The sequence below is a fragment of the Streptomyces sp. NBC_00019 genome, assembly GCF_045041015.1.
Classification (GTDB): domain Bacteria; phylum Actinomycetota; class Actinomycetes; order Streptomycetales; family Streptomycetaceae; genus Streptomyces.
In genome coordinates this window covers 3,764,230-3,776,061 of sequence record NZ_CP108302.1, presented here as the reverse complement: position 1 = coordinate 3,776,061, position 11,832 = coordinate 3,764,230, and the positions used below count along the sequence as shown (strand labels likewise).

Genomic DNA, 11,832 nt, shown 5'->3' with positions numbered 1-11,832 from the left:
GGGCGTGGCCAGTCTGTCACTCTGTCCGCACTGACCGAGGTGTATTCGTCCGATCTGCTCGGGGAGCGGGACATGGGGGCCATTCCGGCGCAACGGGAGACCGATCCTGGTGCTTCTGACGTCCCTGTGCACAGGAGTGTGCTTCCGTACGCCCGGGCGCACGCCACCCTCACGGGCAGCTCCCTCGCGCCGGGCGCCGCCCGCGCACTTCTGCGCGCCGCCCTCTCCGAGTGGGCCGAACTGGGCCTGTCCGGCACGGCACCGCTCACCGACCGGCTGGCCGACGACGCCGTCGTGGTCGTCAGCGAACTCGTCACCAACGCGGTCGTGCACGCCGGTACCGACGTCGATCTGGAGTGCCGTCTGGAAACGGAGACCGGTGCCCTCGTCGTCGAGGTCGCCGACCAGCACCCCTCGCGCGCCCCGCGCGACGGCACGGGCGAACCGTCGTACGAGACACCGGAGTACGGCCGCGGACTGCGCCTCGTGGCCACCCTCGCCGAGTCCTGGGGCATCACCTACCGCAAGGGCACCAAGACCGTGTGGGCGCGGCTGACCGAGGAGGACAGCGCCGCAGTGGGGCAGAGCGGGGCGTACGCGGGGGTGCACGGCCTGGAGATCGCCGGGGTCCTCGCCCCCGAACCCCGGCGCGCCGAACGCGACCGGGAGTGGCTCAACCGCGGCGCGCTGTCCTTCCTCGCCGAGGCCTCCGACCTGCTCGCCGGACAACTCGACGAGGACCTGGTCGCCGCCCTCGCCGGACAGCTGATCGTGCCGCGGCTCGCCGACTGGTGCGCGGTGTGGCTGGAGGACGAGCACATGGGGCGCGGCGGCGTGTGGGGCGGCGACGGGACCGGCGGGGTGGGCCCACGGCTCGCCCGCGTCTGGCACGGCCATGAGAGCCGTATCGAGGAACTGCGCCGGGCCCTGGAGAAGGACCCGCCCAGACCGGTGGACCCGCCGCGCTCCGGGCCCGTGCCGTTCCCCTGGCCCGGCGACGCGCTGGGCGTGCACGGGGCGAACGGCACGGCACTGGCGTACCGGCTGATCGCGGGCGGCCGGCCGCTCGGCACGCTCGTCATCGGACGCTCCGGGCTGCTCCGCTTCCCCGACGAGATCACCGGCCTGGTCGAGGACCTCGGCCGCCGGGTCGCCCTCGCCATCGGCGCGGCCCGCCAGTACGCCCGCCAGGCCACCATCAGCGCCGTCCTCCAGCGCGGGCTGCTGCCCGGCGCGGTCGCGGAGATCCCCGGGATGCGCAGCGCGCTGGTGTACGAGCCGTGCGACAAGGGCGGCCCCAGCGGCGACTTCTACGACCTCTTCCCGGCCGGCGACGGCCGCTGGTGCTTCGCCGTCGGTGACGTCCAGGGCAAGGGTCCCGAGGCCGCCGTGGTGATCGGCCTGGCCCGCCCCTGGCTGCGGCTCCTGGCCCGCGAGGGCTACCGCGTCGCCGACGTCCTGGACCGCCTCAACCAGCTGCTCCTCGACGACGCCACGGAGGCCGCCGACGCCGCCGCCCGCGCACTGATCGCCGCGGGCGGCCAGTCCCTGACCGGCGACGGCCCCCAGACCCGCTTCCTCTCCCTCCTCTACGGCGAGCTGGCCCCCTTCGACGGCGGTGTGCGCTGCACCCTCGCCTCCGCCGGGCATCCACTGCCGCTGCTCCTCGGTGCGGGCGGCGAGGTCCGCACCGCCGCCCGGCCCCAGACCCTGCTCGGCGTAGTCGAGGACGAGACGTACACCAGCGAGACCTTCGACCTGCGGCCCGGCGACACCCTGCTCGCCGTCACGGACGGGGTGACGGAGCGGCGCTGCGGCCCCCGCCAGTTCGACGACGGCGACGGCCTCGCGACGGCGCTCGCCGGCTGCGCCGGGCTCACCGCCCCGCTGATCGCGGAGCGCGTCAGACGGCTGGTGCACGAGTTCGGCGTAGGGCCGCCGGAGGACGATCTTGCGCTGCTGGTGCTCCAGGCGGAGTAGCCGGAGCAGTCGCCACGGTCCTGGACAATGGAGGACATGCCTTCCGCACTCCCCGACGGCGAGCCCGTCCCCGACGACGGCGCGCTCCCCGCATCCGCGCTCGCCGGGGCCGACGCCCGCCCCCTCGGGTTCTACCTGCACGTTCCGTACTGCGCGACCCGCTGCGGCTACTGCGACTTCAACACCTACACAGCGACCGAGCTGCGCGGCACGGGCGGTGTGCTGGCCTCGCGCGACAACTACGCCGACACCCTGATCGACGAGATCCGGCTGGCCCGCAAGGTCCTCGGCGACGACCCGCGCCAGGTCAGCACGGTGTTCGTCGGCGGCGGTACGCCGACCCTGCTGGCCGCGGACGATCTCGTACGGATGCTGGCGGCGATCCGTGACGAGTTCGGTCTGGCGCCGGACGCGGAGGTGACGACGGAGGCGAACCCGGAGTCGGTGGACCCGTCATATCTGGCCACCCTGCGGCAGGGCGGCTTCAACCGGATCTCCTTCGGCATGCAGAGCGCACGGCAGCACGTGCTGAAGGTGCTCGACCGCACGCACACCCCGGGCCGCCCCGAGGCGTGCGTGGCGGAGGCCCGGACGGCCGGGTTCTCGCACGTCAACCTGGATCTGATCTACGGCACCCCGGGTGAGTCGGACGACGACTGGCGGGCCTCGCTGGAGGCGGCGATCGGCGCGGGCCCGGACCACGTCAGCGCCTATGCGCTGATCGTCGAGGAGGGCACGCAGCTGGCCCGTCGTATCCGGCGCGGTGAGGTCCCGATGACCGACGACGACGTCCACGCGGACCGCTATCTCATCGCGGAGTCGGTGCTGTCCGAGGCGGGCTACGACTGGTACGAGGTGTCGAACTGGGCCACCTCGGAGGCGGGCCGCTGCCTCCACAACGAGCTGTACTGGCGCGGCGCCGACTGGTGGGGCGCGGGACCCGGCGCCCACTCCCACGTGGGCGGGGTGCGCTGGTGGAACGTGAAGCATCCGGGGGCGTACGCGGGGGCGCTGGCGGCGGGTCGGTCGCCGGGGGCGGGCCGTGAGCTCCTGTCCGAGGAGGACCGACGGGTCGAGCGGATCCTGCTGGAGCTGCGGCTTCTGGAGGGGGTGCCGTTGTCGTTGCTGCGGGAGGAGGGGCTCCGGGCCTCCCGCCGGGCTCTGTCGGACGGACTTCTCCAGGAGGAGCCGTATGGCGCGGGGCGTGCGGTGCTCACCCTGCGGGGGCGGCTGCTGGCGGATGCGGTGGTGCGGGACCTCGTGGACTGAGAGGTTGTCGGGCCGGCTGCGGGTTCGTCGTGGCTGGTCGCGCAGCCCCGCGCCCCTGGGTGGGTGCAGTTCCCCTGGTCGATGAGGTACCGCGTGTTACGCCGTGACGAAATCGATCAGCTCCTCTACTCGGCCCAAGAGCTCCGGCTCCAGGTCCTTGTAAGAGTTCACCCGCTTCAGGATCGCCTGCCAGACCGCGCCCGTGTTCTCCGACGGCCAGCCCAGGGCCCGGCACACGCCCGTCTTCCAGTCCTGGCCGTGGGGGACGCGTGGCCAGGACTCGATGCCCAGGGACGACGGCTTCACCGCCTCCCAGATGTCGATGTACGGGTGGCCGACGACGAGGGCGTGGTCGCTGGTCACCGACTGTGCGATGCGCCACTCCTTCGTGCCCGGCACCAAGTGGTCCACGAGGACGCCCAGGCGGGCGTCCGGGCCCGGCGCGAACTCCTCGACGATCGACGGGAGGTCGTCGACGCCCTCCAGGTACTCCACGACCACGCCCTCGATGCGCAGGTCGTCGCCCCAGACCTTCTCCACCAGTTCCGCGTCGTGCCGGCCCTCGACGTAGATCCGGCCGGCGCGGGCCACGCGGGCGCGGGCGCCGGGGACGGCCACCGAGCCGGATGCCGTACGGGTGGGACGTAGCGGCGCCTGACCGGTGGGACGTACGAGCGTCACCACCCGGCCCTCCAGCAGAAAGCCTCTCGGCTCCATCGGGAACACCCGGTGCTTGCCGAAGCGGTCCTCCAGGGTCACCGTGCCCGCCTCGCAGCGGATCACCGCACCGCAGAAACCGGTGCCGGGTTCCTCGACCACCAGGCCGGGCTCCGCCGGGACCTCGGGGACGGGTTTCGGCTTCTTCCAGGGAGGGGTCAGGTCGGCGGAGTACTGGCGCATTCGGATGACGATAGGAGAAGCCCGCCATCACCTAACGCGACACGCCGAAGCGGGTTGCCAGGGCGTCGCGCTGCCGTCGTACGAACGCCGCGTCCACCACCGCTCCGTGACCGGGTACGTACAACGCGTCTTCGCCGCCCAGGTCCAGCAGTCGGTCCAGCGCCGCCGGCCAGTGCGACGGTACGGCGTCGGGGCCCGCCTGCGGTTCGCCGGACTCCTCGACCAGGTCGCCGCAGAAGACCACCTCGGGGGAGCCCGGGACCAGGACCACGAGGTCGTGGCCGGTATGGCCGGGGCCGACGTTCGCCAACAGGACCTGGCGGCCGCCGCCGAGGTCGAGGGTCCACTCGCCGGAGACATGATGGCGGGGGTGGGGCAGGGCGCCGACGGCCTCGTCGGCCAGTGCCGTGTCCAGGCCGTTGCGGATCGCGTCCGCGCGCAGTGCCTCGCGGGCCTGGTGCTGGTCGAACAGTGCGTCCATGCCCACCGGCCCGTACACCTCCGCCCCCGCGAACGCCGCCGCCCCGAAGACATGGTCGAAGTGGGGATGGGTCAGCGCGAGATGAGTCACACGATGCCCGGCGAGCGATTCGGCCTGCGTCCGCAACCGCGCACCCTCGCCGAGGCTCGATCCGGCGTCGATCAGCAGAGCGGTCCCCGAACCGACGACCAGCCCCGCTGTGCAGTCCCAGCCCGGCAGCCGGCACCGCCCGACCCCGGCCGCAACCCTCTCCCACCCCAGCTCTTCCCAAGTCACCGTCATACAGCGACGCTAGCCGTACGAGCGGTCGCGGCAGGACCGACCTTGCCCGGGCGGTACCCCACCGCCGTACACTGGGCCGGGGAATGCTGGCACTCGGGCGGACAGAGTGCCAGGCAAGACGCAGAGGGAACGACATCTGGAGGTGTGCGCGATGCTGAGTGAACGCAGGCTTCAGGTGCTGCGCGCCATCGTCCAGGACTATGTGGGCACCGAGGAGCCGGTCGGTTCCAAGGCCCTCACCGAGCGGCACAGCCTCGGCGTCTCCCCGGCGACGATCCGCAACGACATGGCGGCCCTGGAGGACGAGGGGTTCATCGCCCAGCCGCACACCAGTGCCGGGCGGATCCCCACGGACAAGGGCTACCGGCTGTTCGTCGACAAGCTCGCGGGCGTCAAGCCGATGACCGCACCCGAGCGGCGCGCCATCCAGAACTTCCTCGACGGCGCCGTCGATCTCGACGACGTGGTGGCGCGGACCGTACGGCTGCTCGCGCAGCTCACACGGCAGGTCGCGGTGGTGCAGTACCCCTCGCTCACCCGGTCCACCGTGCGCCATGTCGAACTGCTCGCGCTCGCACCCGCACGCCTGATGCTCGTGCTGATCACGGACACCGGGCGGGTCGAGCAGCGGATGATCGACTGCCCGGCGCCCTTCGGCGAGACGTCCCTCGCCGATCTGCGGGCCCGGCTCAACAGCAAGGTCGCGGGCCGGCGCTTCAGTGATGTGCCGATGCTCGTCGAGGACCTCCCCGAGGGCTTCGACCTGGAGGACCGCGGCACCGTCTCGACCGTGCTCTCCACCCTTCTGGAGACACTCGTCGAGGAGAACGAGGAGCGCTTGATGATCGGCGGAACCGCCAATCTCACCCGCTTCGGACATGACTTCCCCCTCACTATCCGTCCGGTTCTCGAAGCCCTCGAGGAGCAGGTCGTGCTCCTCAAGTTGCTTGGTGAGGCCGGGGATTCGGGCATGACCGTACGCATCGGTCATGAGAACGCCTATGAGGGACTCAACTCCACGTCCGTCGTGTCGGTCGGCTACGGTTCGGGCGGCGAGGCAGTAGCCAAGCTCGGCGTGGTCGGACCGACCCGCATGGATTACCCGGGAACGATGGGAGCGGTACGCGCAGTGGCACGGTACGTCGGACAGATCCTGGCGGAGTCGTAAGTGGCCACGGACTACTACGCCGTTCTCGGCGTGCGTCGCGACGCGTCGCAGGAAGAGATCAAGAAGGCCTTCCGTCGGCTCGCTCGCGAGCTGCACCCGGATGTCAACCCTGATCCGAAGACCCAGGAGCGGTTCAAGGAGATCAACGCCGCTTACGAGGTGCTCTCGGACCCGCAGAAGAAGCAGGTCTACGACCTCGGCGGCGACCCCCTGTCCCAGGCGGGCGGCGGTGGCGCGGGCGGCTTCGGGGCCGGTGGGTTCGGGAACTTCTCGGACATCATGGACGCGTTCTTCGGTACGGCGTCGCAGCGGGGTCCGCGGTCGCGTACGCGGCGGGGCCAGGACGCGATGATCCGGCTGGAGATCGAGCTCGACGAGGCGGCCTTCGGCACGACGAAGGACATCCAGGTCGACACGGCGATCGTGTGCACCACCTGTAGCGGTGAGGGCGCGGCGCCGGGGACCTCCGCTCAGACGTGTGACATGTGCCGCGGACGCGGTGAGGTGTCGCAGGTGACGCGGTCGTTCCTGGGGCAGGTCATGACGTCCCGGCCGTGTCCGCAGTGCCAGGGGTTCGGGACGGTCGTTCCGACGCCGTGCCCCGAGTGTGCGGGCGATGGCCGCGTACGGTCCCGTCGCACCCTCACGGTCAAGATTCCGGCCGGTGTCGACAACGGCACGCGGATTCAGCTCGCCGGTGAGGGTGAGGTCGGGCCCGGTGGGGGTCCTGCCGGAGACCTGTACGTCGAGATCCACGAGTTGCCGCACTCGCAGTTCCAGCGGCGCGGTGACGATCTGCACTGCACGGTCACGCTTCCGATGACCGCGGCGTCTCTCGGTACCAAGGTGCCGCTGGAGACGCTGGACGGGCTGGAGGAGGTCGACATCCGGCCGGGCACGCAGTCCGGGCAGTCGATTCCGCTGCACGGGCGTGGTGTCACGCATCTGCGGGGCGGCGGCCGGGGTGACCTCATCGTCCATGTCGAGGTGCAGACGCCTAACAAGCTGGATCCGGAGCAGGAGCGGTTGCTGCGGGAGCTGGCGAAGCTGCGGGGCGAGGAGCGGCCCACGGGGCAGTTCCAGCCTGGGCAGCAGGGGTTGTTCTCGCGGTTGAAGGACGCGTTCAACGGTCGGTGATCGGTGATCGGTAGAGGGCGGCTGCGGGCAGGGATTTCCTCGCCCCCGCCGCCCTTATCCATTCCCATCCCCAGGGGCGCTGCCCCTTCGACCCCGTCCCTGGGGGCTCCGCCCCCAGACCCCCGTCGGCCCCGAAAGGGCCTCGTCCTCAAACGCCGGACGGGCTGAAAAGTGCTGGTCGGTGGGGGGTGCGCGGGGGGCTCACCCGCGGCCCATTCCGCTGTCCTATGCCAGTGGACGGCCGGATTCGGACTTGTTCGGAGGACGTGACAACATGCGGTCATGTCCTCCGCGCTGACCGATCTTTTCCCGCATCCGATCGTGCAGGCCCCTATGGCGGGCGGCGTTTCCGTGCCGCAGCTCGCTGCCGCCGTGTCCGATGCCGGGGGGCTCGGGTTCCTTGCCGCCGGGTACAAGACGGCGGACGGGCTGTATCAGGAGATCAAGCAGCTGCGCGGGCTGACCGGGCGTCCCTTCGGGGTCAATCTGTTCATGCCGCAGCCGGAGTACGCCGACCCGGCCGCCGTGGACGTGTACGCGCACCAGCTGTCCGGCGAGGCCTCCTGGTACGAGACCGAGCTCGGGGACCCCGACAGCGGACGTGACGACGGATACGACGCCAAGCTCGCCGTACTGCTCGACAACCCGGTGCCGGTGGTGTCCTTCCACTTCGGCGTCCCCCGCAGCGAGGTGCTGGAGTCCCTGCGGCGCGCGGGAACCTTCACCCTCGTCACCGCGACCACCGCCGAGGAGGCCCTCGCCGTGCAGCGGGCCGGCGCCGACGCGGTCATCGCGCAGGGCGTGGAGGCCGGCGGGCATCAGGGGACCCACCGTGACATCCCGGAGAACGACGGGACCGGGATAGGGCTGCTGTCGCTCGTCGGGCAGATCCGCGAGACCGTCGGCATCCCCGTCGTCGCCGCCGGCGGCATCATGCGCGGCAGCCAGATCGCCGCCGTCCTCGCCGCCGGCGCCGGCGCCGCACAGCTCGGCACCGCCTTCCTCGCCACCACGGAGTCCGGCGCCGCGCCCGTCCACAAGCAGGCGCTCACCAACCCCCTGTTCGTCCGCACCGAGTTGACCCGTGCCTTCTCCGGCCGCCCCGCCCGCGGGCTCGTCAACCGCTTCCTGCGCGAGCACGGCCGGTACGCCCCCGCCGCCTACCCGGAGATCCACCACCTCACGTCCCCGCTTCGGAAGGCCGCCGCCAAGGCCAAGGACCCGCAGGGCATGGCCCTGTGGGCCGGCCAGGGCCACCGCATGGCACGCGAGCTGCCCGCCGCGCAGCTGGTGGAGGTGCTGGTCGCCGAACTCGCCGACGCCCGGACAGCGTTGTCGGTCTTCCCGAAGGGCGATGACCTCCGATGACGGCTCCCGTGTTCGTGGTCGAGCACTTCGACGCCGGGGGCGGTGGACGCTACGTCCTGGAGGGCCCCGAGGGGCGCCACGCGGTCTCCGTGAAGCGGCTCCAGCCCGGCGAGGAGGTCGTCCTCACCGACGGCGCGGGACGTTACGCGGTGTGCGACGTGATCGGCACCGAGGGCAAGGACCGGCTGATCGTCCACATGACCTCGGTGTCCGAGGAGCCGGAGGAGTTCCCCCGTGTCACCGTCGTCCAGGCCCTCCCCAAGGGCGACCGCGGTGAGCTGGCCGTCGAGACCATGACCGAGACCGGCGTCGACGCGATCGTGCCCTGGCAGGCCGCCCGCTGCATCACCCAGTGGAAGGGCGACCGCGGACTGAAGGCCCTCACCAAGTGGCGGTCCACCGCCCGCGAGGCCGGCAAGCAGTCCCGGCGGTTCCGCTTCCCCGAGGTCGCGGACCTGGCCACGTCCAAGCAGGTCGCGGCACTGCTCGCCAAGGCCGACTTCGCCGCCGTACTCCACGAGAGCGGTGACGAACCGCTGGCCACCGTCGAACTCCCCACCGAGGGCGACATCGTGCTCGTCGTCGGACCCGAAGGGGGCGTCTCCCCCGAGGAGTTGGCACTGTTCGAGGAAGCGGGGGCGAAGCCGTACGTCCTCGGGCGTACCGTGCTGCGTACATCGACCGCCGGGACCGCCGCGACCGCCGTGCTCCTCGCGCGCACCGGCCGCTGGTCCTGAGAACCAGAGGGAACGCCTTGGAACTCGCCCAAGTCCGGCTGCTCGTCTCCGACTTCCCCGTCTGTTACCGCTTCTACGCCGAAGTCCTCGGCCTCAAGGCGCAGTCGGGGGCGACGCAGGGACCGTACGAGAAGTTCAGCCCCGCCACCGGCTCCGCCGGTATCGCCCTCCAGGACCGGTCCATGATGGCCGGGATACTGGGGGAGCTGGGCGACGAGGCGAGCGGGCACCGGTCACTGGTCGTGCTGCGCGTCGACGATCTCGACACCTACTGCGAACAGATCGCCGAGCGGGGTGCCGTCCTGCTGCACGGTCCCGCCCCCATGACCGACCGGATGCGGGTCGCCCACCTCAAGGACCCGGAGGGGAACCTTGTGGAGCTGCAGGAGTGGCTGCTGCTGCGCACTTGAGGTCGACGGTCTCGGCGACCGCGTAGAACAGCTCCCAGCCGTCCAACTCCCGGTCACCGGGCCGCAGTAGGCCGCGCCGGGCGGCTTCGTCCAGCAGGGCGCGCACGACGCCGGGCTCGCGGAGGTTGATCCCCTCGCCCTGTCCGTCGGCCGCGTAGCCCTGGAACCAGGGGTGGCCCTCGGAGACGTACCGCCGCGAGCCGGGGCCGCCCGCCCGGAAGACGATCCGGGTGCGGTTGCCCTCCCTGTGCAGGGTGACGATGTCCCGCCAGACGCCGTCTGGGCCCTTCTTCTGGCGGAAGTTCCACAGGTAGGTCGTCCGCTCGTCCACGACGAGACGGCGAAGGCGGCGGTCGTTGCGCATGCCGTCACGTTAGACGGGCGGGCAGCGCTTGGTCTTCGGGTTTTCCGCGGGCAGCAGTCGGACGTCCTCGCGACGGACCGCGAACGACTCCTGGACGTCGCCGTTCTTGCGCCTCGGGTCCCAGAGCCAGATCCAGTCGCCCGAGGTGCCGAAGGACAGGACGGGGTGGTCGGTCGGGGCCGGGCCGTTCTCGACGGCGAGCGGCTTGTCCGGGTCCACCGGGCTCAGACACATGAAGTGGCCGTAGATGCCGAAGTAGGCGTCTGGTTCGCTGCCGTCGCGGGCGGCGTTCTCGGCGTCCCGGCCGGCGGTCTTGGCCGCCTGTGAGGTGCCCAGGAGGATCGCGCCCAGCGCGTAGGAGACGATCAGCAGGCTCGCCAGGACCGCGGCGAAGAAGCGGTTGCCGCTGTCCCGGCCCAGGTGGAAGTGGCGCAGCCAGCCCACCACCGCCAGGAAGAACAGCATGCTGCCCAGGGCGAGGCCCATGGGTTCGCCCGCCGCCAGATAGGTGCCGAGACGGGGTGTGGGCACGGCGTCCGCGCGGATGTCGAAGCGGTCCAGATACGACGAATGCATCTGGCCGCCCAGCCAGTTGACCATCGACCACACCACCGGCACCGACAACGGCAGCAGCCAGGCCGCATGCCGCGTGAAGATCGTCCGGCGCAGTGCGAGCACCGTCCCGGCCCCGGTGAACGCGACCACCGCCATGACCAGCACCACCGCCCACAGCACCCGCGGCTTGGTGTCCGTGCCCACCAGCGCCCCGAACCCCGCCATCGCCGAGGTCCCCGCCACCCCCGCCGCCCACTGCACCGGCCGCCCCCGGTCCCGGGTCTCCTTCGCCATCCGGCCCAGCGGCAGCGCCCCCGCCGTGCTCAGCAGCGCGGGCAGCAGCTTCCACCAGCCGTCCGCCCACACCAGGTACATCCCGCAGACGGCCGCCAGCACGATCCCGACCGCGCCCGCCGTCACCAAGGTCCAACGGACCCGGCGTGCGTGCGGGGTCTCATCCAGCGGCGGGTTCGCGTCCGAATGCCCCGGAACCCGCAGCCCGTGCGCGGCGGGGTCGAATACCCGCCCGCCCAGCGTCCGGGCGGCCAGCTCGGTGCGCGCGGCGTCCTGGGACTCCGGCCCTGCCGGGACCGTCACGGCACGCTGCTCGTCCGAGAGCCCCAGCCAGGTCAACAGGCCTCCCCAGGAGGGCAGTACGCGATGCACGTTGTACGTCGTCGTCGTCGGCCGTGGGTGTTCCACCAGGGCCGCGTCCCGCACCCATGCGCCCAACTCCGCCTGACGGGCGAGCCGTTCCACCTCCGAGGTGGCCGTGCGCAGGGCTCCCAGGCGGGCTCCGTGGAGCCGGATCTCGACGACGAGCGTGGTTCGGTGCGGAGCGGCGGGTGCGGCCTCCTCGGCCTCGGCCGGACGTACGGTCCAGCCCCGTTCCTCGAACAGGCCTGTCACATAGGCCACTTCATCCGCCTGGTCGACCACGTCGACAAGGATCCGCACCCGACGCCGACGCGGCGGAGCGGGCGGCCCCGCCGCCGGGGAGGCCGTCGTTTCCACGGACGGAGCGGTGTCGTCCGAGGGGCGCGGCGCGGGCAGGACGCGCCGACGGAGCGGCGAGCTGGGCAACGGTCCTCCAGATGATCGAGTGTCACTCGATTGTGGGGCGAGTGTCCGTATGCGCTCTACCGCGGCGGCCGTGACAGTGGGAAGCTGCCCTCCATGGG

At 71.7% G+C, this 11,832-nt stretch carries 11 protein-coding genes; 7 read left to right on the top strand and 4 right to left on the bottom strand.

Going from position 1 to position 11,832, the window contains the following annotated elements:
* Positions 1 to 72 precede the first annotated feature (72 nt).
* Positions 73 to 1,980: a SpoIIE family protein phosphatase gene (locus OHU89_RS17965; protein WP_405644140.1), complete on the top strand. Its 1,908-nt coding sequence runs from the start codon at positions 73 to 75 to the stop codon at positions 1,978 to 1,980.
* 36 nt (positions 1,981 to 2,016) lie between these two features.
* Positions 2,017 to 3,249 carry a radical SAM family heme chaperone HemW gene (hemW, locus tag OHU89_RS17960; protein ID WP_405644138.1) on the top strand — a complete coding sequence of 411 codons (1,233 nt, stop codon included), beginning with the start codon at positions 2,017 to 2,019 and terminating at the stop codon, positions 3,247 to 3,249.
* A 96-nt stretch (positions 3,250 to 3,345) separates the two neighbouring features.
* On the opposite strand, the gene OHU89_RS17955 is transcribed toward hemW, so the two are convergent.
* Together OHU89_RS17955 and OHU89_RS17950 are read right to left on the bottom strand one after the other, a co-directional pair.
* The gene (locus OHU89_RS17955; RefSeq protein WP_266892528.1) at positions 3,346 to 4,149 is read right to left on the bottom strand and encodes a DUF3097 domain-containing protein; all 804 of its coding nucleotides are present in this window, start codon (positions 4,147 to 4,149) and stop codon (positions 3,346 to 3,348) included.
* 31 nt (positions 4,150 to 4,180) lie between these two features.
* Positions 4,181 to 4,912, bottom strand: coding sequence for an MBL fold metallo-hydrolase (locus OHU89_RS17950; protein WP_405644136.1), 732 nt, complete (start codon positions 4,910 to 4,912; stop codon positions 4,181 to 4,183).
* A 151-nt stretch (positions 4,913 to 5,063) separates the two neighbouring features.
* Between OHU89_RS17950 and hrcA the strand changes: the two genes are divergently transcribed.
* The 5 genes from hrcA (at position 5,064) to OHU89_RS17925 (ending at position 9,732) form a co-directional block, all read left to right on the top strand.
* Positions 5,064 to 6,080 carry a heat-inducible transcriptional repressor HrcA gene (hrcA, locus tag OHU89_RS17945; RefSeq protein WP_266892532.1) on the top strand — a complete coding sequence of 339 codons (1,017 nt, stop codon included), beginning with the start codon at positions 5,064 to 5,066 and terminating at the stop codon, positions 6,078 to 6,080.
* Positions 6,081 to 7,217 (top strand): molecular chaperone DnaJ, encoded by a 1,137-nt coding sequence (dnaJ, locus tag OHU89_RS17940; protein WP_046262750.1) that lies wholly within the window; start codon positions 6,081 to 6,083, stop codon positions 7,215 to 7,217.
* A 282-nt stretch (positions 7,218 to 7,499) separates the two neighbouring features.
* Positions 7,500 to 8,585: a nitronate monooxygenase gene (locus OHU89_RS17935; RefSeq protein ID WP_405644133.1), complete on the top strand. Its 1,086-nt coding sequence runs from the start codon at positions 7,500 to 7,502 to the stop codon at positions 8,583 to 8,585.
* Entirely contained in the window at positions 8,582 to 9,322 is a 741-nt protein-coding gene (locus OHU89_RS17930) for a 16S rRNA (uracil(1498)-N(3))-methyltransferase (protein ID WP_405644131.1), read from the top strand. Before OHU89_RS17935 ends, OHU89_RS17930 begins: the two co-directional genes overlap by 4 nt.
* A gap of 17 nt (positions 9,323 to 9,339) precedes the next feature.
* The gene (locus OHU89_RS17925; RefSeq protein WP_266892540.1) at positions 9,340 to 9,732 is read left to right on the top strand and encodes a VOC family protein; all 393 of its coding nucleotides are present in this window, start codon (positions 9,340 to 9,342) and stop codon (positions 9,730 to 9,732) included.
* Here the strand turns inward: OHU89_RS17925 and OHU89_RS17920 are convergent.
* Positions 9,674 to 10,096: a hypothetical protein gene (locus tag OHU89_RS17920; protein WP_405644128.1), complete on the bottom strand. Its 423-nt coding sequence runs from the start codon at positions 10,094 to 10,096 to the stop codon at positions 9,674 to 9,676. The genes OHU89_RS17925 and OHU89_RS17920 overlap by 59 nt on opposite strands.
* A 9-nt stretch (positions 10,097 to 10,105) precedes the next feature.
* Positions 10,106 to 11,665: a hypothetical protein gene (locus OHU89_RS17915; RefSeq protein ID WP_405644126.1), complete on the bottom strand. Its 1,560-nt coding sequence runs from the start codon at positions 11,663 to 11,665 to the stop codon at positions 10,106 to 10,108.
* Positions 11,666 to 11,832: the final 167 nt, after the last annotated feature.